Source organism: Planktothrix pseudagardhii (assembly GCF_904830925.1).
GTDB classification, from domain to species: domain Bacteria; phylum Cyanobacteriota; class Cyanobacteriia; order Cyanobacteriales; family Microcoleaceae; genus Planktothrix; species Planktothrix tepida.
In genome coordinates, this window is sequence record NZ_LR882967.1 from 2,634,240 (window position 1) to 2,660,273 (window position 26,034).

Here is a 26,034-nt window from a genome sequence, read left to right on the forward strand (position 1 = left end):
TTAACAAGATAATTTAGCCGAACTAAAAAAAATAACATGAAAATTTAGAACGAATCTTTATCTAACGCCACTTTCATATTTCTAAGTAAAGCTTCTTTATACATCTCTTTTACTTCATCAGGATAGCTGGTATACTGTAACTTATCTATTTCAGAACCAAAACGATGAAAAACATCATTCATTCTATCTAATTTACCTTGATTGTTAATTCTGGATACTTCACTTTGAATTTCATCACTAATTCCTGCAAAAGCTGATTGAATTTCACGAAATCCACTCCCAATAACAACAATTAACCCAGTTACTGGACTTGCCAAAACACTACCAATAAGACTAAGAACAATATCTCGCTCTACATTTCCTGGTACAATTGCCCTTCCGTTGCCATCTTGAAATACAACAGGAACTCTTTTGCCAGCTACAGTAATACTAGAATTGTTTGGAATATTCATAAAAAACCTCTCCGTGATAAAAAAAACTATTGCTTTTCTATGGTAGATGCCAAGACAGAAATTACAGCGACTGTAATCAAAATATGACCTATAAATTTAGGTAGAAGTATCATGCTTAGACAGCCTGCAACAATGACTGGAGCAATCACTGCCATCCTAATTTCTTCAGAATTAGCATAACCAGATTTTATCTTGATTCTACTTATGTCAAATTTGACAATCATAGAGATCCAAGGTACACTATCAAAATTATTGCGAATAAAGTGAGCCAACCCCTTTAAAAAAAATTGTGCTGGCCAAATCATAACAATGATAGCTAGAAAACTAATGCAGAATTTTACCACTTTGATTTTCCTCTTCCTCTATTTTTAAGCCTTGATTCTCTGGCGCGGACTTAAGTGGCATTTTAAACATTGATTTTAAATCATTTATTGTATTAATTAACACCGACTTTCTTCGTTCTTTTTTTGCTTTTAACTTCTTAATTTTATCGAATTTAGTCTCAAAAGATTCTTTATACTTATCAAATAAGCTATACACATAGATTTCTGTTACCTCTTCTGGATAGTTTTGATGAGAACTTAGAGCATCTCTAACAGCTTGACCTATCATTTTTGCATCTATATAAAGCTGATGTAAATGTGCTTCTGATATCAGTTCTTGCTCCCAAAGTTCTTTGAAGCGTTCACGGGCTGATTCTTGATATTCGTTTACATCACGATGTATCCGATTAGTAAGTTCTTCTCTCGGTGTCATCCTATTAACCTCTCAATAAGTTTTATTCTTAGTTCTCTTTGATTCTTTCTCTATTAGGATTTCTATATATTAAATTGTTGTGCCTGATACTTACAACTGAAAAAACTCGATTTTCTTCTACCTTGTGTAAAAAAATATTACAAGAAATCCTTAAAAACCCTTGAAAACCCTTGATCATTTAATCCAAAACTAAGTTATAATACCTGAAAGCTTCCCTATACCTAGCTTCTATGAATGTTACAGAAGTGTTAAAAATGGTTGATGAGTTGGCTTTTCAGCAAACAGGAAAGCACCTCAATAACTTACAAAAAAATGTAGTTCGAGGACTTTGGCAAGATCAAAGCTATAGCGAAATAGCAAGTGAGTTAAAGTATAATAGTGAAAATCATATCGGCAATGTTAGCCGTGAACTATATAATATTTTGTCTAAACAGTTAGGAGAAAAGGTGAATAAGTCTAATTTCTGTTGGACAATAGAAAGATGCAGTAATTCATTTAATTTATCTAATTCATCTCAGCAAGTTTTAGGATTAATTAACAGCCATATTAGTCTTTGTTCTAATAATCCTCAAGATTCAACTAAAAATTCTGAGCAAAATTCTTCTAATCAATTTAATCACGATTTAACAATAGCTCCTAAAATAACCTATTTTTACGATCGCACTACCGAACTGAACACCCTATCCCAGTGGTTAATTGATCAAAATACTCGTCTAATCTCAGTTTTAGGCTTAAGTGGTATTGGTAAAACCACCCTAGTTAAACAATTTGTTGACCTGAACTTACAATCCTTTGATATTATTATCTGGAAAAATATCAAACTCTCCCCATCTTTAGATCATATTCTGACTGAACTTTTAACAAGTATTAATCCTGATTCTGTGTTAGCTGACAATAAATTAACTCAAATTTTAAATTTTTTTCGTGATAAAAAATGTTTAATCATCCTCGATGACGTACAGGAATTATTGATTAAAGGGCAATTTGCTGGACACTATCAAAGTGAATATCGAGATTACCAAAACTTTTTTACAATGATCACTGAAACTGAACACAAAAGCAGTTTAATTTTAATCAGTCAGGAAAAATGCCAAGAAATGATATCTTTAGATCAGGAATTATATCCCGTTCAGTGTTTGGAGTTGGACGGGTTACAGGATATTGAAATTCTCAGAAACTATGGTTTACCAGATCAGGAGAATTGGTCAAATCTGATTGAATTGTATGAAGGAAATCCCGCTTATTTAAAAGATATTGCAAGTTTAATTAAAGGAATATTTGGCGGTAAACTCTCTGACTTTTTAACAGAAAATAGTTTAATCATAACAGAAAGTATTAAATCCCGTTTAAACCCAATCTTTGAGCGATTATCTTTAATTGAGCAAGAAATTCTCATAGAAATCAGTCAGGATAATCACCCGGTATCCAGAGAACAGTTAAGAGAACGTTTATCGTTATCGTCAATAGATTTGATTAATGGGTTAGACTCTTTGAACAAACGGTATTTAATCAAAATTATTCAATCAGATCAGATTTTATTTAGCGTATCTCCTGTTATCCAACAATATATTAAAGTTTGCTGTCATCAACAAAACTAATGGATCAGAAACCGGGTTTCTCAACAAAGTTTGATTTGATGCAACTAATCTTAATTAGAAACCCGGTTTCTTGAAGGTTGTGCGATCGCATTCTCTAAGGGGTCAGAAACCGGGTTTCTCAACAAAGTTCGATTTGAGGCGACTAATCTTAATTAGAAACCCGGTTTCTTGAAGGTTGTGCGATCGCATCCCCCACATCCCATTTAACAGGCAAGATGCCTGTTCTACAAATGGCTCAACCCCCTACAGCGCAAGAATTCAGTATTTTTTCACGATTTTTATTAGAACCCTGGATAATAGAGGCGGTAAGATGGATAATACCTGATCTGTTCATCTGGGAGTAGGGAATCGCATGAGTCGGGGAGATGGTCGAAAGCTGAAACTCATGGTCGTCGATGACGAACCAGACAACTTAGATTTGTTGTTTCGGACATTTCGCCGGGACTTCCAAGTGTTCAAGGCCGACAGTGCCCTCAAAGCTCTGCAAATTCTCGACGACGAGGGTGAAATGGCGGTGATTATTTCTGATCAACGGATGCCAGAAATGAACGGAACCGAATTTCTCGGCAAAACCGTTGAACGTTTCCCAGACACCATTCGGATTCTGTTAACCGGATATACGGATGTTGAAGACCTGGTGGAAGCGATTAACTCTGGTCAAGTTTTCAAATACATCACCAAACCTTGGAATCCCGAAGAACTCAAGTCTGTTATTCAACAGGCTTCGGAAACTTACAAATTCTTCAAACAACGAACCAATGCTCTGCGGCGCGCTCTGCGTCGGGAATCTCTCTATAACGATGTTGTTAGTGCCCTGCGAGAGTCCCTGGACTACTCCAGTATGCTACAGACGATTGTTCGGACATTGGGAGAAACTTTTAATGCAACAGGCTGCTGTATTCGTTCCGTAGAAGAGGGGAAACTTTCGGTTCAAACCTTTTCTTTTGGCGGAGAAGGAGAGACTGTCCAAAGTTGGTTATCTCAACTGGAAATCCCCATGCAAGGGGTATTAGAAAGTCGAGAAACTCAAATTCAACAAGGACAAAACAGTACCAATAACATCACTGAAATTATTTTACCCCTGACCTATCAGCATGATTTACTGGCAATTTTAGCTTTGTATCAAGACAACAGCCTTTCTCCTTGGTCAGAGGATGATATTCAACTGTTGGAGGTGGTTTCTGAACAAGCGTCTTTAGCTTTGTCTCAAGCCAAACTCTATCAACGCACGGTAGAGTTAGCCGAACAAATGCGGAACGAACTCAAAGTCGCCAGCCAAATTCAAAATAATCTTTTGCGTCAAAGTTGGCCAGAGTTTGACACCTTTCGGGTACAAGCTTGTTGTCATCCCGCGCGGGAAGTGGGGGGAGATTTCTTTGAAGTCTTTATTCATCCTCAAGGAGATATTTGGGTGGCCTTGGGAGATGTCTCTGGTAAAGGGGTTCCAGCCGCATTATTTATGGCGAGTGCGATTTCGGTGATGCGTCGGGAACTGTCTCAGGAAAATTCCCCTGAACCCGATCAAGTCATGCAAAATCTTAATAGTATTTTATCGGATGATTTAGTCAGTAATAATCACTTTATTACAATGGTTTTGGCTCGTTACACCCCGTCTACGGGGCATCTCGCCTATGCCAATGCTGGACATATTTATCCCTTAGTCTGGTCACATCAAGCCATTAGGGAAGGGGCAAATCGCACTCCTTCATCGGTGCAGGTTGAACCGACGTTTCTCAAGACTCGTGGCATTCCGTTGGGAATTCTGCCTGTCTGGAGAGGCAAAGGAGACAGTTTCACGATTAATCCTGGGGAGGTCTTCTTAGTGACCAGTGATGGTATTACTGAAGCCACAGTGGTGCAGGAAACAACGGATGGTAGCCCCGCCATTCGATCAATGTTGCAACAGGAGGGACTTTGGAAGTTACTCCAACAACAAGAACAGCTAAATTTAGATGGTTTATTAGCGGCTATCCGCGAACATAATCCCGTTCAGGAAGATGATCAAACTATACTCTCTCTGGAGGTTTTGTTGACTGATGAAAACTGAGCTTCAAGTGCCAAGCGATATTAGGTTTTTAACAATTGTTGAAAACTGGTTATTGAGCAGTTTGGAAGTGGAGCTAGGAGAGCACGTAGATTGGCCCCGTCAATCCAATCGGTTTCGCCTCGTCCTCGCAGAAGCTTACTCCAACGTCATCCGTCATGCTCACCGCAATAAACCCGATCTTCCTGTAATGGTTCGTTTAGAATTTAAAGATCGAGATATTTCTTTAGAAATTTGGGATCACGGTACAGGCTATGAAGTGGATAATTATAATCCTCCTAAACCTGAAGATAAACAAGAAAGTGGTTATGGTTGGTTAATTATGAATCGATTAATGGATCGGGTCGATTATTGTTTACAAGTGGATGGTCGTAATTGTTTAAAATTAGAGGCTAGTTTACCCGATAAAGCTGCAAAATCTTAAATCAGTTATCAGTTATCAGTTATCAGTTATCAGTAGAGACGTGCCATGGCACGTCTGTACCAGTTATCAGTTATAAATTAATTGTTAATCCTCTTTAATGATTACTGATTTTTAATAATTCTAGCGCTGAAGCTAATAGTTTAACAATTACTTCTTCAATTTCTTCTTGTTCAGTTAAGAGGAATTGCCATCCTACATTAATGCTAAATAGGGATGTTTTGACAATTCCAAAGACCTGCACAACTTGTTGACCATTTTCTAAGAATTGGCTATTACCGCTTTGGGGTCTTAATTTCATCCCCTTGGCTTCCGTTTCCAGATAATTTTGAATCGCCTCTTGACCTGTAATTAATTCTGTAAAGGGTGCATATAGTTTTCCATTGGGAATAAATAAAGATGCCGTTGTTGCAAAATCTTCATCATTAAAGCTTTCAAAATAACGATATACAGCGATCGCATTAACGTTATCAATAGAAAGTTTAAATTGACACTCTAAGGGTGTTGTTGTCATTTTTACAAATCCCAAACCCTAAAATTTTTCTAAATTATAAATTTTAGAGAGTCCTAAATTTTCCTATACGCTAAAAATCTATCTATAGTATGAGTATCCCTGATCAGTCATCAGTTGATTAACCCTTAACTCTTAGACTGATAACTGATAACTGGTACAGACGTGCCATGGCACGTCTCTACTGATAACTGATAACTGATAACTGATAACTGATAACTAAAAAATGGATTCAGAACAAATCAAGCAAAAAGCCTTAATCTTGGGATTTCATAAAGTTGGGATTGCTGCTATTTCGGATATGCAGGATAATAACCAACGGTTACAAAATTGGTTAAATCAAGGGTATGCTGCGGATATGGCTTGGATGAATAATCCTAAACGCCAAGATATTCGTCAATTAATGCCAGAGGTTCAGTCTGTTATTTGTGTAGCGTTGAATTATTATACGCCTCAACAATATCCTGAAGGACAGGAATTTGCTAAAATTTCTCGCTATGCCAGGGGACGAGATTATCATCGGGTACTGCATAAAAAGCTGAAAATTTTTTGCGACTGGTTACAACAACAAGAAGCAGGAATTCAAGCGCGATATTATGCCGATACTGGGCCGATTCAAGATAAAGTTTGGGCACAACAAGCGGGTATTGGATGGATTGCAAAAAATAGTAATGTAATTACCAGAGACTATGGGTCTTGGGTATTTTTAGGGGAAATTTTAACCAATTTAACGTTAACTCCCGATACTCCCCATACTCAACATTGTGGCACTTGTACCCGATGTTTAGAAGCTTGTCCAACTCAGGCTATTACTCAACCTTTTGTTGTTGATGCCAATCGTTGTATTGCCTATCATACTATTGAAAATCGGGCTGAAACCTTACCCGAAAATATTAGCAAACAGTTAAACGGCTGGGTCGCAGGGTGTGATATTTGTCAAGAGGTTTGCCCTTGGAATCAACGCTTTGCTCAGGAAACAGACGTTACAGAATTTCAACCCTATCCTGAAAATCTTGCTCCTAAATTATCAGAATTAGCAGAACTTTCAGAGGAAGAATGGGATCAACGCTTTCGTGCTTCTGCGTTACGACGAATTAAACCTCAAATGTGGCGACGCAATGCTAGGGCTAATTTGGAGTTTTAAGAAATTCAATATTTTAATTTATACCCTTTGAGATATAGCAATTTTATCCTCGATTCATTTTCATAGGAGTAATTCTGTGCAAAAATTCAAAAACGATTAGGTGAAAATAGCCTGTGTTTCCTATAGGGTTACAAGCCGGTTTTTGGGGTTTGGTGAGTGGCTCTGCTTTAATTGTTGGAGCCGCCATTGGTTACTATGCCAAAATTTCACAACGTGCCATTGCTGCGGTTATGGCTTTTGGTGCGGGTGTTTTAATTTCTGCCCTATCCTTTGAATTAATGGACGAAGCTTATAAACGGGGGGGTTTTGACTCCACCGCCATCGGATTTGTCGGGGGTGCAGTGGTTTATACGGTAGCGAACTGGTATTTAAGCCATCAAGGGGCGAAACATCGCAAACGTTCAGGTCAGCAGCAAGCCAAAGAAGAGGAGAATAGTGGGAGTGGACTGGCTATTGCTTTAGGAGCACTCCTAGATGGTATTCCAGAATCGATTGTGATTGGAATCAGTTTAATCGAAGGGGGAGCCGTGAGTTGGGTTACGGTTGCGGCTGTCTTTCTGTCCAATATTCCCGAAGGACTTTCGAGTGCGGCAGGGATGAAACAAGCCGGACGGTCAATTCGCTACATTTTTGGGATTTGGGGCGGTATTGCTTTACTGTCGGGAATAGCATCCTTTTCAGGTTATACGCTGTTCAGCCACTTTTCGGTAGAGGTGATTGCGGCTACAACGGCTATAGCTGCGGGGGCTATTTTAGCCATGCTTTCGGACACAATGATTCCCGAAGCCTTTGAGCAAACCCATGATTTTGCAGGATTAATTACGGTATTGGGATTTTTGGCTGCTTTTATCCTCAGTAAGTTAGGCGGATGAATCTTGGCCAAATTTTGAGGAATAAGCTATAACTACCAGTGGCCCATCAGGTGCAGGAGAGTTAACCATGAAATTGAAATGGGAATTAATCGCTGGACTGCTCTTAGTTTGGACAGTTCCGGTTTTTGCTCAAGTTTCTAATACGCAGGTACAAGCATTAGTTGAGGCGTTACGTTTAGCTGCACCCCAGACGGGAACGCCGAATGATGGATTGTATTCAGCGTGGCAAATTAAACCAGAGAATATTCCCCGGTGGTCAAAACTTTGTATCGGTGAGGAAATGACCCCGGCTCAATTTGAAGCAGACCAGACAAAGGCTAAACAGGTGTTAGGCTGTGTGATGGGGGATGTGTTGAAAGAAGAATATCCCAAAAGTCAGAATAATGAAGCGATTGCTATTCGTCGCGCCGCTGCTTGGTGGATGACAGGCGACCCGAATCAATATAACCAAGGTCAAACGGCAACTTACACCCAGAAGGTATTGCAATTTTATGAGCAACAACGCTCTTAGAAGAGGGAAGAGGGAAGAGGGAAGAGGGAACAGAGGGGACAATAAAATAGGGAATAGGGAATAGGGAATAGAAAGAACAAGTTTTAAGTAGCTTTTAATACAATAAAGTTGCGGAAAATACGGTTATGAGATCAGGGGATTTACATCTGAATCCCTGTTGATGTAGAAAGCATCTTAATAGCGATCGCTTCTTGATAGAAAAGGCGATCGCTATTCTTTTGATTTTCAATCTGTGTATTTTTTATTTTTAAAATAAAATAGTCCTTGAATCTTAGCCGATTAAAAATAATTTTGTATCAAATTTAATCAACGTATTCCCAGATATACAGCCACTTTTTAAATTTTCCGCTTATAAAGAATTTATTTTTAGCTCCAAAGCCTATCTATTGATAAGAATATTTCCCCAAAGTCAGATATTTATCTCCCGAAAAGAAGATGACCTACAATCAGCCTGCTGAATAAAATTATCAAAGCTTACCTAACGCTTAGTAGAGGATGCCGTACTGATTTTAGATCGGTTTTCACTACCTTAGCAGTATTTACAAAATCACTAATATCTTATTAAAACTTCAGATAAGTAGGGCTGGCTCAACATTAATGTTTGAGATATCATCCAGTGTCTATTTTATCTCAAGATGTCGAATAAAAACAGGAGGTTTTCATGAGAATTGCACAAATTGCCCCGTTATGGGAAAGAGTCCCTCCCCCAGCTTATGGCGGTACAGAATTAGTTGTAGGATTGTTAACGGATGAATTAGTCAAACGAGGTCACGAAGTCACCTTATTTGCATCAGGAGACTCGATCACTCTTGCTGAATTAGAATCCGTTTGTCCCCGTTCTTTACGCTCAGATCCGAATGTTAAAGAACCGGGACTTTATGATATGTTGCAGTTAGCTCAGGTGTATGAACGAGCTTCTGAATTTGATATTATTCACTCCCACGTTGGCTGTGCAGCCTTACCTTTCACCCATTTAGTTAAAACTCCAACGGTGACAACTCTGCATGGGATATTCACACCCGACAATGAAAAAATGTTTTTCCATGCCCGTCAGCAACCCTATGTTAGTATTTCCAATGATCAACGGGAACCACGACTAAAATTAAACTATGTTGCCACTGTTTATAATGGGATTGATACTAACACTTATCAATTTTATCCCGAATATCAAAACCCTCCCTATTTAGCCTTTTTAGGCAGGATGTCCCCGGAAAAAGGCCCCCATTTAGCGATTGAAATTGCTAAAAAATTTGGATTACCCTTAAAAATGGCAGGAAAAATCGATGCTGTTGACCAAGACTACTTTGATACTTTAGTGAAACCCCAAATTGATGACAACCAAATTCAATTTTTAGGGGAAGCCAATCATGCTCAAAAGAGTGTGTTAATGGGGAATGCCTTTGCCACCTTATTCCCGATTACTTGGCGAGAACCTTTTGGGTTAGTGATGGTGGAATCGATGGCAACGGGAACCCCAGTCATTGGGATGAAAATGGGTTCAACTCCTGAAGTAATTGCCCCTGGAATTTCAGGATATTTGTGTAAAACCGTCGATGAATGTGTGGCAGCTTTAGAAAAAGTTAAACTGATTAATCGGGCAAAATGCCGTCAATATGTCATTGACAACTTTAGTGCTAAACGCATGGCAGATGGTTATGAAGCGGTTTATCAAAAACTCATTGCTGAACGGTTCAGCCAAAACGGAAAACTCAAGAGTTTAACCGCAGCTTAATCTTGAATATGCAGCGTTAACGGCCTATTATTGTCATCACTTATTTTTCAGCGAGTCCAAAACGTTCAACCTGAAAACAATCTTAGGGTTGTTTACTCATCGCTGGTAGAATAAACTTTCATACAATCTGGATTTATCTATGAACCCCTTAAATCAAACGGTGAAAACATCTACTTTCCATACTTCGCCAGGAACTACTCATAAAAAATCAACTGCTATTTCTCCTCGTTTAGCAGGTCGAAATCGACAGCCCATTGCCTTAATTTCTGTTCATGGCGACCCGGATGTTGATATTGGTCGAGAAGAAGCGGGAGGTCAAAATGTATACGTTCGTCAAGTCGGTGAAGCCTTAGCCAAACTCGGTTGGCAGGTGGATATGTTCACCCGCAAAATTCACCCCGACCAACCCACCATTGTCCAGCATTCTCCCCATTGTCGAACCATTCGCCTCACCGCCGGGCCATTAGAATATATTCCCCGTGATGAATTGTTTGAATATTTACCTGAATTTGTGACTGCGTTTCAAAAGTTTCAAGCGAAAGAAGGTACAAATTATCCCCTAGTTCATACTAACTATTGGTTATCCGCTTGGGTGGGACTACAACTGAAAAAACACCATAACGTTCAGTTAATTCATACCTATCATTCTTTAGGACAGGTCAAATATCAAGCGGTTTCTAACCGTCCCAGAATTGCAGAGACGCGGTTAACCATTGAACAACAAATTTTAGAACAATCCAATACGGTTATTGCTACCAGTCCCCAAGAAGAAGAAGTTCTGCGTCATACGGTTTCCCAAAAGGGTCATATTTCTGTGATTCCTTGTGGTACAAATTTAGAAAATTTCCACGTTATTTCTAAACCAGAAGCGCGGCTAAAATTAGGATTAGACCCCCACGAACCGATTATTTTATATGTCGGACGCTTTGACCTTCGCAAAGGCATTGAAACCTTAGTTCGCGCCTGTCATCAATATCAAATGACCCAAAACGAACCCTTTAAATTAATTATTGCGGGAGGGTCTGACCCAAATAAAAGTGATGGTCAAGAACGGCAACGCATTGAAACCATTATCAATGAATTAGGGTTAACAGAACAAACCTATTTTCCGGGGCAATTAAGTCATGATATTTTACCGTTGTATTATGCGGCGGCGGATGTGTGCGTTGTTCCCAGTCACTATGAACCGTTTGGATTAGTTGCGATTGAAGCGATGGCTTGCGGAACTCCGGTGATTGCATCTAATGTGGGAGGATTGAAATTTACGGTTATTCCTGAAGAAACCGGGTTATTAGTTTCTCCTCAAGATATTAACGGGTTTGCTGATGCGATTAACCGGATTTTAACTGATGATATTTGGACGCAAAAACTGAGAAAACAAGCTTCAGTTCGTGTCAGTGAAAACTTCAGTTGGTCTGGCGTTGCGATTCGTTTGAGTGATTTATATCGCCGGATTTTAGCAGAATCCATTATGGATGAACGATTGTTACCTGTATCTCGTTCTGTTATTAGTTCTGAAGTGGCTGCCATTTCAGCAACAGCAACTACTCGCAAAGTGTCTTAAAGACTGAGAAATATTCATGACTCCCCTTTCCTTCTGAATCAAGAGAGTTGGGGAGTTATAGTTTTTAAGGAAGAATAAAACCTTGATTCAGGCTATTTGAGATTTTCAATAAAGCTCTTCTGTTTCCAGTTGTTTTAAAAAAATATAGCATTCAGAAAAAATAAAATTTTTTCTTTATCAAAATTTTACATACATTTCAAAAAAACGGTTTTATACTTAAAAAAGGCAGATTAAAAGATATTCTTCAATTCCACCTGCCTAAAATCTCCTATTTCTAGGATTTGAGGGAAATTTATTGTCATTTTTTCCAGTAACAGTCACAGTAATTTAGTCATGATCTCAGAAAAAATCGAATTTGACGGCAGAGTATTTATCCCTGCTGAGGAATTACCCATATCGGAATGGCCTTGTGTCGTTAATGAGCGACCTCAACCCACCTTAACCCTCAAAGATGACGATTTATTTTTAATTACGGACACCTTGGGAAATATTACGCGGTTTTTAGCCGATGACCGTCAAGCGAGTTTAGGATTATTTTGTCATGATACCCGTTTTTTGTCTCGATTAGAGTTACAAATTAGCGGACAAGCTCCTATTCTTCTGAGTAGCGATGCTCAAAAAGGATTTGCCTTATCGGTATTATGTGCTAATCCTAAAATTAACGAGCAACTTCCCGCCGAAACCATTGGAGTAGAACGAGAAATTGTCTTAAATGGGGGCTTATTTGAAGAAATCAAGATAACTAATTATAGCACCTCTCCGGCTGAATTTGAAATCAGTCTCAGCTTTGGTTCGGATTTTGTCGATTTATTTGAAATTCGAGGTTTCCATCGAGACCAACAAGGACGACCTTTTAAACGTCAAATTGAACAACCCAAATCCTTTGATAATGAAGACCTTGAAGTCCCCACGCTCAAAGGAGAAGACAAACATCAAGAAATTAATTTGGGGTATCAAGGACTTGATGGAAGTTTCATGGAATCTCGGATTTTATTTGTGCATCTACAACCCAATTTCATTAAAGATAATACGGCTATCTGGCACTTAAATTTAGCCTCCCATGAAACTCAAATTATTGGCTATAGGTTACAAATGTTAACCAATAATCGCCCGACTTCTGCCGTTCATGCTCCATTAACCTTAGTGCAAGCTAAAGCCGCAGAATTAATGGAAGAACAACAATGGTGGACATCCGTTACCCGAATTCGCTCGAATAATCGGGAATTTAATCGGGTTATTCAGCAAGCAGAACAAGATATTTATTTATTACGTCAAACCTTTGGAAAAGAAAAAGGCGTCTCAGCCGGAGTTCCTTGGTTTTCCTGTTTATTTGGTCGAGATTCCATTATCACCGCCTCTCAAACCTTAATTCTTGACCCAGAAATTGCCCGGTCTACCTTAACGATATTAGCTCAATATCAAGGTCAAACCTATGACGATTGGCGAGATGAAGAACCGGGAAAAATTCTCCATGAATTGCGGATGGGAGAAATGGCAAGATGTCAAGAAGTTCCTCACACTCCTTATTATGGAACTGTTGATGCAACACCCCTTTGGTTAATGTTATATGCCGAATATTTTGCCTGGACACAGGACACCGAAACCCTAGAAAAATTATGGCCGAATGCACGGGCGGCGATGGATTGGATTGATGCTAAATGTCAAGAAAATGGCTACCTTTGTTATTTCCGTAAATCGTCCAGAGGGTTAGTTAATCAAGGGTGGAAAGATTCAGGAGATTGTATTGTTAAACGGGATGGAACTCTGGCCGTTGCCCCCATTGCCTTATGTGAAGTTCAAGCCTATGTTTATGCGGCTAAAGTGCGAATGGCAGAAATCGCTAAAATGCGAAAACGGATTGATTTAGCCGACCGTTGGCAAGAAGAAGCTCGACAACTGAAAATGCGGTTTAATCGAGATTTTTGGGTCAAAGATTTGGATTTTTGTGCCTTAGCGTTAGATGGAGAGGGACAACCCGTTGATAGTATTAGTTCTAACCCCGGTCACTGTTTACAATTAGGAATTTTAACCCCAGAAAATGCCAAAAGTGTAGCAGAAAGATTACTCGCACCGGATATGTTTAGTGGGTGGGGAATTCGTACCCTCAGCAGTCTTTCTCCGGCTTATAATCCGATGGGATATCATACGGGTTCAGTTTGGCCCCATGATAATAGTTTAATTGCATTAGGATTGCGCTCGATTGGATTTATTGATCAAGCTTTTGAAGTCGCCCAAGGGTTATTTGATATGACGATGCAACAACCCTTACAACGACCCCCGGAATTATTCTGTGGTTTTCCTCGTATTGAAGGTAGTGCCCCGGTTAAATATCCCGTTGCTTGTTCACCCCAAGCTTGGGCGAGTGGCAGCATTTTTCAACTGTTACAAATGATGATGAATTTAGTTCCTGATGCGTCGAGTAATCACCTGAGAATTATTGACCCTTCGTTACCTGAATCCATTAATCATATCTCCGTTCGTAACTTAAAAATTGGTTCAACGGTGATTGATTTAGAATTTGAACGAGATAAAGATGAAAATGCCACCGCCTGTCGAGTTCTTAAAAAACGTGGAAATCTGCGAGTTGTTATAGAAGCTTAATCTTTTTCGGGTGCGTAAGCTATTAAGCAAACGCACCACTGTTTCATCGTTAAATTAAGGTTCAATAAAATGCGCCCAAATTGAACCATCTGGCCCTGCAACTTGATTCATATAACCAGAGGAATAAATAATTCTTCGACCCTCAGTATTAGAATATCCAGTGTAGGCATCTCCCCAAGGATCATTAACAATATATCCCTGATTATTATAGCCAATGACGGTGATAATATGACCCGATGGAGTCGTATCTACGCCAATTACAACCGGACGACGATTAATTAATTCATTTTTCAAATCAGACCAATATCGAGTGGTGCTAAAACTGGTTTTAAATCCATAGGCGCGAATTAAAGCTGATAATACATTATGATCGGTTTGAGAACCTGTCCCCCCATAATTAAAACACCATTGCAATAATTCATCTTCTAATTGTCCGCCCCATTTCGGTCGCACACCGTAATAATACATCACCATAGCAATAGAAGTAACGTTACAAGTAGACCAATAAAAACGGGGATTATCTCGTTGAGAAAAATAAGGAACATTTAACTCTAATTGAGGGGGTAAAGGGTTAAAGACTCGTCCTCCCCGTTTGAATTTCACATACTGGGGAAAAATATAACCCGTATTTCCAAAATTCGGCAATTCTTCCAAGAGAGAAACCTTAATATGGTTATTTTCCAAAGCATAACTTTTCACCCCATAAACCCGTCCCAAGGGTAAAGTTGTACGCTCAGAGTCTTGCAATTTGCTAGAATCAATCGCCTGTTTTTTCAAGATTGTTTTTTCTAAAACTGTCAGGGTAATTGCATCAGGATCATAACCGATTTCTTGACCATCTCGAATCAATTTAACGTGCTGCCAATACACATAACCCACTGTACCAAAACCGGGAATCGATTGGGCTAAAGTAACGCGAAAATGTCCTTTTATGCAGGCATACCCTTTAATGGTAAAGGTTTGTCCTAATAATAATTCTTCAAATTGTTGAGGATCTAAATAAGAAGAATCAACGGGTTTTGCTTTGATTTTAGTTGTTTGTAATACCAACATTTGAGCATTAACATCGGTATCAGGAACGTCCTCAATATCAAAACGAAATACTTCTGATCCTTTTTTTAATCTGACATAATCGGTATACAAATAACCAAAGTTACCAATTGGCGGAATGGTATTTTCTAAAACAACTTTAAGATGACCATCCACTAAACCATATTTCAAAACTTTAAAGGTTTGACCCGCTTTTACCGCTACTTTTTGTTGTTGATTTAAGGACGCTGAATCAAAGGGAACAATTTTAAATAACGTATCTTCAAGGATTTCTAAGGTTAGAGCTTCTCCGACGGTCATGGCATTTTCACTAACCGTAATATTAATCACTTGACTGGCGGTAACATTGTCTTGAGAGTCCAGTGCTTTTAACCGTAACCACCGATATCCCGCATCACTAAATCCTTTGTTAAATTGACAATTCCAGGTACTTTCCTGCCAATCTAAACTCACCTCAAAGGCATAGCGATCTTCAGCAAATAAAGTGATTTTAGCAGTATTTTTGGGATCAAAAGTTCCTTTTAAAACCACAGGAGTATTGACTAAAACTTCCGTTAGCCCCTGATAAGTTAAGGTTTTATTGGAGGTCAAAGAAACACTTCCACGACTCAGGAAGATAAAATCGGGATACAAATAACCCGTATTCCCAAAATTAGGAAAATTCTCGGTAAAAGCGACTTTAATATGACCGTCTTCTGAGGTATAACTTTGTACCCCATAAACCATTCCCGCCGGGAGGGTAATTTTATCGGAGGCATTTAGGTAAGCAGAATCAACGGGGCGTTTTTTTAACGGGGTTGTATTAACAATTGTGCAGGTTATCGCATTATTATCAAAGGGGATTTCTTGACCTTTTTCTAACAGTTGAGCATGATAGCGATAGACATATCCTGATTTACCAAAACCTGGAAATTCTTGATTGAGAGTCACCCGAAAATGATCGGCGATACAGGCATATCCCAACACCGTATAGGTGCTACCTTGAGGTATTTCAATATATTGATTCGATGCTAACTGAGACAAATCATCGGGTTTCAATTTGAGAGAGGTTGTTTGTGTTACCCACAATAGTTGACTTCCCGGAATATGATCTGGGAGTTGACTTTGATTAAACCATAATAACTTTGCTCCTTTAGTAACCACAACATGGCGTTGATAAACATAAACAAATTTCCCTAAGTTAGGTAAGGGGCTATTCAGTTCGAGTTTTAAATGATCATTGACCAATTCTATTGTATCTACAACTAAACTCTCCCCTAATTTTAGGGATTGTTTTTGTTGTTCATTTAATTGAGAAGAATCAATGGGTTTAACTTTTAATAAAGTATCTTGTTGAGGAATAATGGTATAATTAAATCGGGTATTAATCCCTTCTTGATTGACTGTAAAATCAATGACTTGATCTCCAATAATATTATTTTGATCAGCTTTTCCTTGCAATCTCAACCAGCGTTTTCCAGCCGTATTAAATCCATTTTCCAGACTCACTGACCAAATCCCCGCTTGAGGATTAAAATCGACGGTCAGAGGATATTTATCTTCTGCCATAACAGAAACAGTTTGGCATTGTTGGGGATCATAAGTGCCGACTAAAACAACAGGTTGATCAATCAGAATGTCTTTTGGGCCGAGATATGTCACCATGTTTACAACTCGCTGTTAATAGAAATGAATAAAGGGTTAAAATCAGTAAAAAACCACCCCAGAAAATTCTACGGGCGGCACATTCAAAAATACGGATACTTTTGATTACAATTAAGCACCCAGAAGTGCTAAAATATCTTGAGCGTGGTTTGCAGTATTGACGGCTGTATCAACGTGGATAATTTTACCACTGCCATCAATGACATAAGTTACCCGTTTTGCATAGCCACCCCCCTCTACATCATAAGCTTTGGTAATGATCCCGTCAGTATCGGCTAATAAAGGGAAGGGTAAACTATATTTGTCAGTAAATTGTTGGTGGGAGGCTTCATCATCCATGCTGACCCCTAAGACAGCGATATTTTTTCCTTGATAGGCTGTATAGTTATCGCGGAAACTGCACGCTTGTTTGGTGCAACCGGGGGTATCATCTTTAGGATAGAAATACATGACAACGGTTTTGCCTGCAAAGTCAGACAAAGAAACGGTATTCCCATTCGTGTCTTTGACGGTAAAGTTAGGGGCATCTGTCCCAACTGCTAAAGGCATTGTATTTCGTCCTCCTCAATGAGATTGAACTTGATGTTGACTCTATTAAGTTATTTTAAGACATTTTGGACAATCTGAAGAAAAAAGGATGAATTAGGACGATGGCAAGCATTACCATTCTAGTTGATGAAGATATAGGGCATAATTATTAAAGAACTTAATTAGCTATTAACCATGATAACTAATGTTGAAATTAACGAAGAACTGGTTAAGGAAGCCTTGCAGTTAACCCAGTTAAAAACAGAAAAAGAACTGATTGAATTGGCTTTACAAGAATTAATCCGTAACCGCAAAAAGCGGAATTTGCTAGATTTGAGCGGACAAATTCAATTTTCAACAGACTACGACTACAAAGCTTTGCGGTCAAACCGAAATGTTTCTGATTGATACTTCTGTTTGGATAAGTGTTTTCCGTGATCGCACAGGTGCAGTACGTCAATCCCTCGAAGCAATAATTAACAATAAAAGTATTTTTTTGAGTCGATTTACTCAGATGGAACTTTTGCAAGGTTGCCGAGACGATCGCGAGTGGACGCTATTAGAAACTTATCTTCAAGATCAAGACTATATCGAGGCTACTGCCGATACTTGGGTTGCTGCTGCCCGAATTTATTACGATTTACAACGACAGGGGTTAACGGTTAGAAGTAGTATCGACTGCTGCATTGCCCAATTAGCGATCAAACATCAACTCACTCTAGTTCATAACGATCGCGATTTTGAAACAATTCAGAGGGTGCGATCGCTCAATTGTTTGCGCTTTCGACCTGAAAATAATTAAAGATTGTTATAACTTCACGTCTCTAATATAAGTAGGTCGGGGTGATGCTATGCCATAATTAATTAGAGAATGAAATAAACAATTAAGCATAAAAACTTATTATGAATTTAACGACTGGCTTGCTAAACCGTATTACTCAAACTCCAGGTCAATGTGGTGGTCGTCCTTGTATTCGAGGGATGCGAATTCGAGTCACTGATATTTTAGAAATGTTGGCGGAAAATGTTAGCATTACTGAAATTTTAGAAGACTTCCCGGATTTGGAATTAGCAGATATTCAAGCTTGTTTGCTGTTTGCCGCACGACGCACTGATTTTCCTAGACTAACAGCATGAAGATTTGGATCGATGCTCAACTGCCGCCCACACTGGCAAATTGGCTAACAGAAACCTTTGGGTTAGAAGCGAGTGCATTGCGAGATTTAGAACTTCGGGATGCTCAAGATCTGGAAATTTTTGAAGCAGCACGATCCGAAAATGTTGTGATTATGACGAAAGACAGTGACTTCATCGACTTGGTATGTCGTTTAGGATCGCCTCCTCAAATTTTGTGGCTAACTTGTGGTAATGTTACTAACCGTAACTTGCGACAATTGTTGACTGCTACTTTTCCTGATGCGTTAGAGCAATTACGTCAAGGAGAAATGATTGTAGAAATTACTAACACTCCTTAAATAACTATTAGGGAAAGTATCTGTAAATTTCTTTCCGATGCAATACCCTGATGAAAGACACAACACTATCGTTAAATTTGATACCGATTCGGTAATCCCCAACTCGAATGCGATAGTAGCCTGCCTCACCTTTTAGTTTTTTTAGATTGCTAACTTCACTCAATTTTTCTGCTTGCTCAACCCGTTCGATCACTTCCTGAATTCTAGGCAATAAGTTGGGATCAAGGATCTCGATTAAATCTTTTTCAAAACTCTTTCTAAATTCAATATTCATGGTTTTCTTTGCAGAATTTTGAAAATTTCCTCGCGGCTGACGACTTCAGTATTTTCGCCTTCTTTAATCGCATTTTCCATTCCGATATCTTGGAGGACTTCAGCAACAAGTTCAGAAAATACTTCTTTTTCTTCTTGCACTAACTCAAAAATAGCTGTTTTGAGCAATTCTTTGAGTTTAGTTTCGTCTAAGGTAATTTCAGTCATGGCTTTTTTTTGAGGTTACTTATATTCTAGCTTAATTATGGCTTCAAGCTTCTAAAATATTCCGGGGTGTGCCTTCTGTGGATTTGGGACAGTGGTGTTTTTTGGGACACATTGTAGGTAGATATCGGTGGCGGGATTATCGCGGTTATCCAATTTGCTACCGTCGCTGTAGAAGAGTTGGAGGGTGTGGTGAATGTTGGTTGTGGTGAGTTGGGAAAGTTGGGCAAGGTTGACCATTGGGATATCACTATGCTGTAATTATACACATAGCTTCAAATTAACTCTCTATGGCTGAAACTTACTACTTTATTAAAGATTTAATCAATGATGTACAGAGGGGAAGGATTAGAATTCCGTCTTTTCAACGGGGTTTTGTTTGGAAGTCGGAGCGGGTTTCCCTCTTTATAGACAGTATTTATAAAGGGTTTCCTTTTGGTTCTGTATTGATTTGGAGAACTAGAAATTGTTTACGAACTGAAAGGAATCTAGGGCCTTATAAACTTCCTGAGAATGATTTGGAATATCCAATAGATTATGTGCTTGATGGGCAGCAGAGAATAACGTCTATTTTTGGTATATTTCAAAATTATCTTACTGCTGGAGATAGCGAAAATACTGATTTGACTAATCTGTTCTTTGAACTAAATAGTGAAGAATCCGTTCCCTTTCAATATTTGAAAGATTCTACAAATTATGATGCAACAAAATTTTTTCCGCTCAAGTATGTTTTCGACTCTCCTAACTATAGAAAAGCTACTAGAAATTTAGATGAGAATCTAGCACAACAGTCCTGCCAATGTGTTCGAGGATGATGACTATGAGAGCTTTCTAACGTTAAGATCTGAATTGTTGCTTCAAAAAGCAAAAGAACTATCCCAAATTGTTTAGTTTATAAAGTTCTTGTAGTCTAGCTGTCTACTGATACATCCTTCTTTGAGATGGGGGAGAGTGGAGATCGATCATGGGTTATCTTCCCCAAACTAACGAAGGGTAAACCATTATAAGAATTTATTCCTAACGCCACATTCAAACGTTAAGTTCTGCAACAGTTTTTGATGTTAAACTTGAAATTATGTAACTCTGGATACAGAAATAATTTGAGTTGTCAAGTTGAGACAACTAGAACATAAAGAGCAACGTTTGATGAGGGACAAGGAACGATGAAACTTAATCTCAAACAAGCGGATACAGAGATTCAACCGCAATGGCAACCGATTGTGGGATATCCCTGTCCGCCAGAATTTGAACCCTCAACCTGGGTAAAACTTTGGCAACAACCTAATCCCTACAGCCATGATGAAGCGTTGCTGTTATGCCAACTGACTGAGGAGGAATGGGTGGCTTGGATTCCCGATCACGGTGAAACGGTGTTATATCGCTATCAATTCTTTTAGCGTTAACCCATCAGATGGGATACAGTACAAAAAGAACGTTATCCCATCAAGTGTTATGACTGTTTTGGACTCTCCGGGGAAGTCTTCAATCCAATATTCTGAACCCACTCTCAAACGGGCTGAACGAGCGATCCGGTGTTCTCCGTTTCAACTGCAACTGTTTACAACCATGCGGTTGAGCAGTGTCGGTCTGAATGGAATTGCAGGACAGTCTGGGGTCAATTCTGCCTATACTTCCACCGCCTTAACGGAAGGGACAGCCGAAAATGCGTTACTTTGGCTGATACAAGTGGGGGTTCTGCGTCGAGAAGTTGATGGTCAGGGAATTACAGATAGTTTTCGCCTAACGCCCTTGGGACGGAAATTAATTGACCAATGGGAAAGCCAAAATCAAGGGATTCCTCAGCCTTCATTGTGCGATCGCTCGATCAATACTCTCAATCGTTGGTTAAGATTTCCAGTTTAAGTGGAACAGGCATCTTGCCTGTTAAACATTATTTTCCACCCGATTGTAATAACTGTAAAATTTCCGCTTGAATCCGTTGTCTAAAAGAAGGGTTATTTTGTTGTTGACGGGTCATCTCATTGAACAGAGAAACTGTTAAGCCCTTAGACTCAATAATCTGTTTAGCTTGGTCGCAGTAACTCACCGCCAGTTTGGGTGCATTTCCGGGTAACGCTGTAAAACTGGTGGGTTGATCACAAATAATCCGGGGAACATCCCCAACAATTTTTTTGATTTCATTCGCTACTTCATGACGCCGGGATTCTAAAGCCAACGCAGCCCGGGCATAATTTTTAATATTTTCTTCACTATAATTAAAGCTCTCCTGGGCTTGAGCCGCAGAACCCCAACTGAGATAGGGAATGGGTTGGGAGGGGGTTTGACTCCATCCCAGGAAACCACCACAAGCGGATAGAACAGCAACGGTTAAAGATTTGGATAGAAATTGACCAATGGGAAATGTAGTTTTCATAAGTAGTTCAGAATATATCAACTCAAAGGGTTCTGCTGGTAACAGAACATGAAACTTATCTCGGAGTGAGGTCTACTTTCCTTAAGTTCCAGAAGAGTTTTGTAGGTTCTGGAGTTCCGATTGAATGCGTTTTTGCAAAGCCGGGTCAGCTTGCTGACGTTGGGTAATTTCGTTAAACCGACCAATAGTTAACTCGTTGGTTTCGATAATCGACTTAGCTTGAGTACAGTAATTCACCGCAATATCTCGAACTGCTTTATCCAGCCGATTAATGGTTTGAGTTTCATTACAAACGACAGGGGGGATAGATTTTCCGGCTCCAACAATCCCTTGAATTTCGTTATAAGCGGTTTGACGTCTGGGTTCAATCCCTAAAACAGCACGAGCATAGTTGCGAATTTCTGTTTCGCTAAATTCTGGGGATTGTTGCGCCTGAACAACGGTATTGAACCGAGAAGCCGTTGAGCTTGATACATCGGGGACAATCCCCAATACAATAGCACCACTGGAGAACAGCCCCAGCATTAGGCTCTGAGCGAGTAATCGGTGCGGACGCATAAATCGCAAGGAACGCAAGAAATCCATCATATCGAGATCTTCTGATACCAAAGGGAACCGTGAAAGTGCTTAGTTGTCTTGAATTATTTTATGCCTAAGAAGTTCCTCATCCAAAACTTAAAAATGCTTCAGTGAAGAATTTGAACACCAATCACAAGTTCAACTTCTATAAAACTGAGGGTTTGACTTGCACAAACAAAAACTTGATACCCAAACACTGCAATGGGATGACCTAATATTTTTTAGGTTATCAATCCATTGTATCCTGAAATGTTGAGAAATTGGCTCAACTCAGACCTTTAAAAATGAAGAAAACAAACGGGGTGATTGCGGCGGGACATTCAGAAACCGTTCAAGCAGGTTTGGCAATCTTTCGCGCTGGGGGAAATGCCTTTGATGCTGCTGTAGCTTGTATGTTAGCAGCTTGTGTGACGGAACCGGGTTTAACGTCCCTTGCGGGTGGGGGATTTTTATTAGCTCATACTAACACAAATCAAAACATTTTATTTGATTTTTTTACCCAAACTCCCCACTATAAACGCCCGACATCAAACCTAGATTTTTATCCGGTGGGCGTTAATTTTGGGACAACAATTCAAGACTTTCATATTGGTTTAGGGTCTATGGCAGTTCCTGGAGTTTGGGCGGGGGTGATGCGCGTTCAAGAAACCTTGGGACGTTTACCGCTTTCTGTTGTGGCTGAACCTGCGATTATTTTAGCTAGACAAGGGGTTGAAGTTAACTCTTTTCAAGCTTATACGTTTTCTAATTTATTGCAACCGATTTTGTTAACAACGACAGAAGGGCGAGAAATTTATGCTCCTAATGGTGATATTTTAAAGTTAGGCGATCGCTTAATCATGACTAATTTTGCTCAGACTTTAGAAGCTTTAGTTTCTGGAGAAAAGCGAGAATTTTATGAAGGTGAAATTGCTCAAACGCTAGTTCAAGATTGTCAAGAAAAAGGGGGACATTTAACCTTAGAAGATCTCAAAAACTATACCGTCATTGAACGAAATCCTTTAAAAACTAACTATCGCGGAAAAACTATATTAACAAATCCGCCTCCCAGTTCTGGAGGAACCTTAATTGCTTTTGCTTTACAACTTTTATTGTCTCTTGATTTAACTAACCTTCAGTTTGGCAGTTCACAACATTTACATCTCTTAAAAACAGTAATGCAGTTCACTAATGTCGCTCGCAAAGAAAGGTTAGATGATTACTTACATCAAGACAATATTGCTGAAAATTTTGTCTCTAGTTTTTCTAGCTATCAACAACCGTTTATTGATGCGGTGAATAAATGGGGAAGTACCACCCATATTAGTGTTTTGGATCAAGAAGGAAATGCAGCTACTGTAACAACATCTAATGGAGAAGGTTCAGGATATATTATCCCTGGAACGGGAATTATGGTCAATAATATGTTAGGGGAAGAAGACTTAAATCCCCAAGGATTTCATCAATGGCCGGAAAATGTTAGAATTTCTTCGATGATGTCTCCTACCTTAGTCTTAAATCAGGAACATAAACCGGAAATTGTTCTAGGTTCGGGCGGTTCAAATCGAATTAGAACTGCAATTTTACAAGTTTTATTAAATTTAATAGATTTTAAAATGTCCGTTGAAGATGCCGTTAATAGTCCCCGTGTCCATTGGGAAAATCATCGCTTTGATATTGAACCGGGGTTTGATCCTGAATCTGTTAATACTTTGGATTTATCTCCCCAGGATGTGATCAGATTATGGCCGGAAAAAAATATGTTTTTTGGCGGAGTGAATACTTTAGTTAAAACATCGGATGGACAGTTATTGGGTGCAGGAGATATTCGCCGAAATGGAGTCAGTTTAAAGAGTTAGTACACTTAATACAGCGAGTTTAATCTAATATTCGACGCGATCACTGGATCAGTTGTGAAAAAATATGGACGTAGCCCAATATAAACACAAAGAAATTAGGTTACAATTAGCTAAGGTTGGTTTTAATCTTTAGGGTAAATTGTTTAAATAAATTTAGGAGGTTTGATGATGACTTTTCAAGAAATAATAGACTCTATTGAGGCTTTGACGGTTGAGGATCAGGAACGTTTATTTGAGTTAATCCGTAAGCGGAGAATAGAGAATCGTCGGTCTGAAATGGCAGCTAATGTTTAAGAAGTTTTTAAGGCTGTGGAGGCGGGAACAGCGATGAAAGGAACTTTTGAGGATTTGAAGTCCTATTTGTTGGCAGAGGATTTAGTCATCAAAGAGGGAGTATGAACAAATCATTGACAATTTCCAAAAAATCGTTTAGAATATAGCCTAGGAACCAAGATTAATTTATCAAAAGATGTTTCAGCTAGTTCAATCGCTAAAGATTGGCTTCTCCGTTTAATCATAAATTTTTCGGGTCTTGGTTCTCGGTTCAAGCGTTTCAGGATCAATAGACGGCTTAAAAAACGATATAGGACACAAATAATCAGGAAAAAGTTAATGAATCTTCCTGAATAGATTTCTGTGCCTATGTGTTGGGTTATTTTTGATTGTTCCTGACTTCTGGAATGAAGTCTGATGTTCATGCTGAACAAGGAGGAACTTGTGATTACGACAGCGATCTTCCCAGCCCGATATGTTCAAGGAAATCATGCCATTCGGTTTTTGGGTGAAGAATTAAGCCATTTAGGTCAAAAAGCCTTAGTAATTATGGGGCCCGTTATTTTTCCTAAATTGCAACCCCTGGTTGAGGAATTTACCCAAGGAAAAATAGAGATTTATCTCGAACGCTTTGGCGGTGAATGTTGTGATCTCGAAATTGAACGCTTGGTTAGTTTAGGCGCGGCTCAAAACGTCGATTTAATTGTAGGAATTGGAGGCGGAAAAACCATCGACACCGCTAAAGCGACCGCCTATAACCTCAAAGTTCCGGTTGCAATTGTTCCCACTATTGCTTCTACCGACGCCCCCTGTAGTGCCCTATCAGTGATTTATACCCCGGAAGGGGTCTGGGAACGTTATCTCGTCTTACCGCGTAACCCCGATCTGGTTTTAGTCGATACTAATCTGATTGCCCAAGCTCCAGTTCGCTTCCTCGTTGCTGGAATGGGGGATGCGTTGGCGACCTGGTTTGAAGCCGAAGATTGTCAGATTAAACGAGCTAAAAATATGACCGGGCGCATGGGGCCAATGACTGCCTTTAGTTTGGCTCATTTGTGCTACGAAACCTTGCTTGAATACGGTGTTTATGGGAAAATTGCCTGTGAACAACAGGTGGTAACTCCCGCCTTAGAACGAATTATTGAAGCCAATACCCTACTCAGTGGGTTGGGTTTTGAAAGTGGTGGATTAGCGGCGGCCCATGCGATTCATAATGGGTTTACGGTTTTGGAAGAAACCCAGAAATTCTGGCATGGTGAAAAAGTGGCTTTTGGGGTTCTAGCAATGTTAATTTTAACCGATCGCCCCAGCGAAGTTATTGATCGGGTGTTTGGTTTCTGTGAATCTATCGGACTCCCGACAACGTTAGCCGATATTGGACTTGAAGGAGTCAGTCGTGAACGCTTATTACTAGCCGCAGAACGCGCTTGTGGTACGGGTGAAACGATTTATAATGAACCTTGTGAAATTAACCCTGAAAGTGTTCTGGCTGCCCTGTTAACGGCTGATGCTAAGGGACGGGAACGGAAACAATTCTAAGTTAATTGTTTGAGAGTTTAGAGTTTATTGAGGAAGTTAAAGTGCGATCGC

Annotated in this window: 29 protein-coding genes; 19 read left to right on the plus strand and 10 right to left on the minus strand. The window is 39.4% G+C overall.

What is annotated here, in order from left to right; all coding sequences use genetic code 11:
- Positions 1-44 precede the first annotated feature (44 nt).
- From NMK36_RS11150 to NMK36_RS11160, 3 genes are read right to left on the minus strand one after another with little or no spacing between them, the layout of a single operon-like run.
- Positions 45-452: a hypothetical protein gene (locus NMK36_RS11150; protein ID WP_072721862.1), complete on the minus strand. Its 408-nt coding sequence runs from the start codon at positions 450-452 to the stop codon at positions 45-47.
- A gap of 26 nt (positions 453-478) precedes the next feature.
- Complete coding sequence (locus NMK36_RS11155) at positions 479-757, minus strand: hypothetical protein (RefSeq protein ID WP_139295150.1); 279 nt, start codon at positions 755-757, stop codon at positions 479-481.
- Positions 758-776: 19 nt separating this feature from the next.
- Positions 777-1,208: a hypothetical protein gene (locus NMK36_RS11160; protein WP_072721859.1), complete on the minus strand. Its 432-nt coding sequence runs from the start codon at positions 1,206-1,208 to the stop codon at positions 777-779.
- A 230-nt stretch (positions 1,209-1,438) separates the two neighbouring features.
- Between NMK36_RS11160 and NMK36_RS11165 the strand changes: the two genes are divergently transcribed.
- The 3 genes from NMK36_RS11165 (at position 1,439) to NMK36_RS11175 (ending at position 5,274) form a co-directional block, all read left to right on the plus strand.
- Positions 1,439-2,806 carry an NB-ARC domain-containing protein gene (locus NMK36_RS11165; RefSeq protein ID WP_072721857.1) on the plus strand — a complete coding sequence of 456 codons (1,368 nt, stop codon included), beginning with the start codon at positions 1,439-1,441 and terminating at the stop codon, positions 2,804-2,806.
- A 352-nt stretch (positions 2,807-3,158) separates the two neighbouring features.
- Positions 3,159-4,853 (plus strand): SpoIIE family protein phosphatase, encoded by a 1,695-nt coding sequence (locus NMK36_RS11170; RefSeq protein ID WP_254173727.1) that lies wholly within the window; start codon positions 3,159-3,161, stop codon positions 4,851-4,853.
- On the plus strand, positions 4,843-5,274 hold the full coding sequence (locus NMK36_RS11175; protein ID WP_072721854.1) for an ATP-binding protein: 432 nt from the start codon (positions 4,843-4,845) through the stop codon (positions 5,272-5,274). The genes NMK36_RS11170 and NMK36_RS11175 overlap by 11 nt, the downstream gene beginning before the upstream one ends.
- Before the next feature lie 94 nt (positions 5,275-5,368).
- Here the strand turns inward: NMK36_RS11175 and NMK36_RS11180 are convergent, their stop codons facing one another.
- Positions 5,369-5,785 (minus strand): nuclear transport factor 2 family protein, encoded by a 417-nt coding sequence (locus NMK36_RS11180; RefSeq protein WP_072721853.1) that lies wholly within the window; start codon positions 5,783-5,785, stop codon positions 5,369-5,371.
- Positions 5,786-6,008: 223 nt separating this feature from the next.
- On the opposite strand from NMK36_RS11180, the gene queG reads away from it, so the two are divergent.
- From queG to NMK36_RS11210, 6 genes are all read left to right on the plus strand, one after another.
- Positions 6,009-6,926, plus strand: coding sequence for a tRNA epoxyqueuosine(34) reductase QueG (gene queG, locus NMK36_RS11185; protein WP_254173728.1), 918 nt, complete (start codon positions 6,009-6,011; stop codon positions 6,924-6,926).
- Between the two features lie 113 nt (positions 6,927-7,039).
- Positions 7,040-7,798: a ZIP family metal transporter gene (locus NMK36_RS11190; RefSeq protein WP_254173729.1), complete on the plus strand. Its 759-nt coding sequence runs from the start codon at positions 7,040-7,042 to the stop codon at positions 7,796-7,798.
- Between the two features lie 67 nt (positions 7,799-7,865).
- A complete protein-coding gene (locus NMK36_RS11195; RefSeq protein ID WP_072721847.1) occupies positions 7,866-8,309 on the plus strand; it encodes a hypothetical protein in 444 nt (147 codons plus the stop codon).
- Positions 8,310-8,970: 661 nt separating this feature from the next.
- Complete coding sequence (locus tag NMK36_RS11200; protein ID WP_254173730.1) at positions 8,971-10,041, plus strand: glycosyltransferase family 4 protein; 1,071 nt, start codon at positions 8,971-8,973, stop codon at positions 10,039-10,041.
- 217 nt (positions 10,042-10,258) lie between these two features.
- Positions 10,259-11,605 carry a glycosyltransferase family 4 protein gene (locus NMK36_RS11205; RefSeq protein WP_072722328.1) on the plus strand — a complete coding sequence of 449 codons (1,347 nt, stop codon included), beginning with the start codon at positions 10,259-10,261 and terminating at the stop codon, positions 11,603-11,605.
- 333 nt (positions 11,606-11,938) lie between these two features.
- Positions 11,939-14,206 carry an amylo-alpha-1,6-glucosidase gene (locus NMK36_RS11210; protein WP_072721843.1) on the plus strand — a complete coding sequence of 756 codons (2,268 nt, stop codon included), beginning with the start codon at positions 11,939-11,941 and terminating at the stop codon, positions 14,204-14,206.
- Between the two features lie 54 nt (positions 14,207-14,260).
- Here the strand turns inward: NMK36_RS11210 and NMK36_RS11215 are convergent, their stop codons facing one another.
- Together NMK36_RS11215 and NMK36_RS11220 are read right to left on the minus strand one after the other, a co-directional pair.
- Complete coding sequence (locus NMK36_RS11215; RefSeq protein ID WP_254173731.1) at positions 14,261-16,900, minus strand: C39 family peptidase; 2,640 nt, start codon at positions 16,898-16,900, stop codon at positions 14,261-14,263.
- 111 nt (positions 16,901-17,011) lie between these two features.
- Positions 17,012-17,449 (minus strand): peroxiredoxin, encoded by a 438-nt coding sequence (locus NMK36_RS11220; RefSeq protein ID WP_254173732.1) that lies wholly within the window; start codon positions 17,447-17,449, stop codon positions 17,012-17,014.
- Positions 17,450-17,623: 174 nt separating this feature from the next.
- Between NMK36_RS11220 and NMK36_RS11225 the strand changes: the two genes are divergently transcribed.
- The 4 genes from NMK36_RS11225 to NMK36_RS11240 all read left to right on the plus strand — a co-directional run bounded on the left by NMK36_RS11225 (position 17,624) and on the right by NMK36_RS11240 (position 18,903).
- Positions 17,624-17,836: a type II toxin-antitoxin system VapB family antitoxin gene (locus NMK36_RS11225; protein ID WP_072721837.1), complete on the plus strand. Its 213-nt coding sequence runs from the start codon at positions 17,624-17,626 to the stop codon at positions 17,834-17,836.
- Positions 17,823-18,230, plus strand: coding sequence for a type II toxin-antitoxin system VapC family toxin (vapC, locus tag NMK36_RS11230; protein WP_072721835.1), 408 nt, complete (start codon positions 17,823-17,825; stop codon positions 18,228-18,230). The genes NMK36_RS11225 and vapC overlap by 14 nt, the downstream gene beginning before the upstream one ends.
- Positions 18,231-18,331: 101 nt before the next feature.
- Positions 18,332-18,565, plus strand: coding sequence for a DUF433 domain-containing protein (locus NMK36_RS11235; protein WP_072721833.1), 234 nt, complete (start codon positions 18,332-18,334; stop codon positions 18,563-18,565).
- The gene (locus NMK36_RS11240) at positions 18,562-18,903 is read left to right on the plus strand and encodes a DUF5615 family PIN-like protein (protein ID WP_254173733.1); all 342 of its coding nucleotides are present in this window, start codon (positions 18,562-18,564) and stop codon (positions 18,901-18,903) included. Before NMK36_RS11235 ends, NMK36_RS11240 begins: the two co-directional genes overlap by 4 nt.
- A gap of 7 nt (positions 18,904-18,910) precedes the next feature.
- On the opposite strand, the gene NMK36_RS11245 is transcribed toward NMK36_RS11240, so the two are convergent.
- Both NMK36_RS11245 and NMK36_RS11250 read right to left on the minus strand, forming a co-directional pair.
- The gene (locus NMK36_RS11245) at positions 18,911-19,177 is read right to left on the minus strand and encodes a type II toxin-antitoxin system RelE family toxin (RefSeq protein ID WP_254173734.1); all 267 of its coding nucleotides are present in this window, start codon (positions 19,175-19,177) and stop codon (positions 18,911-18,913) included.
- Complete coding sequence (locus NMK36_RS11250; protein ID WP_072721829.1) at positions 19,174-19,383, minus strand: hypothetical protein; 210 nt, start codon at positions 19,381-19,383, stop codon at positions 19,174-19,176. Before NMK36_RS11250 ends, NMK36_RS11245 begins: the two co-directional genes overlap by 4 nt.
- A gap of 287 nt (positions 19,384-19,670) precedes the next feature.
- Between NMK36_RS11250 and NMK36_RS11255 the strand changes: the two genes are divergently transcribed.
- The 3 genes from NMK36_RS11255 to NMK36_RS11265 all read left to right on the plus strand — a co-directional run bounded on the left by NMK36_RS11255 (position 19,671) and on the right by NMK36_RS11265 (position 21,243).
- On the plus strand, positions 19,671-20,195 hold the full coding sequence (locus NMK36_RS11255; protein ID WP_254173735.1) for a DUF262 domain-containing protein: 525 nt from the start codon (positions 19,671-19,673) through the stop codon (positions 20,193-20,195).
- 348 nt (positions 20,196-20,543) lie between these two features.
- Positions 20,544-20,777, plus strand: coding sequence for a hypothetical protein (locus NMK36_RS11260; RefSeq protein ID WP_254173736.1), 234 nt, complete (start codon positions 20,544-20,546; stop codon positions 20,775-20,777).
- A gap of 55 nt (positions 20,778-20,832) precedes the next feature.
- On the plus strand, positions 20,833-21,243 hold the full coding sequence (locus NMK36_RS11265; RefSeq protein WP_072721824.1) for an Npun_F0494 family protein: 411 nt from the start codon (positions 20,833-20,835) through the stop codon (positions 21,241-21,243).
- 28 nt (positions 21,244-21,271) lie between these two features.
- On the opposite strand, the gene NMK36_RS11270 is transcribed toward NMK36_RS11265, so the two are convergent.
- Both NMK36_RS11270 and NMK36_RS11275 read right to left on the minus strand, forming a co-directional pair.
- On the minus strand, positions 21,272-21,754 hold the full coding sequence (locus NMK36_RS11270; protein ID WP_254173737.1) for a DUF4168 domain-containing protein: 483 nt from the start codon (positions 21,752-21,754) through the stop codon (positions 21,272-21,274).
- Between the two features lie 81 nt (positions 21,755-21,835).
- On the minus strand, positions 21,836-22,279 hold the full coding sequence (locus tag NMK36_RS11275; RefSeq protein WP_254173738.1) for a DUF4168 domain-containing protein: 444 nt from the start codon (positions 22,277-22,279) through the stop codon (positions 21,836-21,838).
- Positions 22,280-22,617: 338 nt separating this feature from the next.
- Between NMK36_RS11275 and ggt the strand changes: the two genes are divergently transcribed.
- The 3 genes from ggt to NMK36_RS11285 all read left to right on the plus strand — a co-directional run bounded on the left by ggt (position 22,618) and on the right by NMK36_RS11285 (position 25,983).
- Positions 22,618-24,171 carry a gamma-glutamyltransferase gene (gene ggt / locus NMK36_RS11280; protein WP_072721818.1) on the plus strand — a complete coding sequence of 518 codons (1,554 nt, stop codon included), beginning with the start codon at positions 22,618-22,620 and terminating at the stop codon, positions 24,169-24,171.
- Between the two features lie 165 nt (positions 24,172-24,336).
- Complete coding sequence (locus NMK36_RS28775) at positions 24,337-24,465, plus strand: hypothetical protein (protein WP_281250367.1); 129 nt, start codon at positions 24,337-24,339, stop codon at positions 24,463-24,465.
- A gap of 423 nt (positions 24,466-24,888) precedes the next feature.
- On the plus strand, positions 24,889-25,983 hold the full coding sequence (locus NMK36_RS11285; RefSeq protein ID WP_072721816.1) for a glycerol dehydrogenase: 1,095 nt from the start codon (positions 24,889-24,891) through the stop codon (positions 25,981-25,983).
- Positions 25,984-26,034 lie beyond the last annotated feature (51 nt).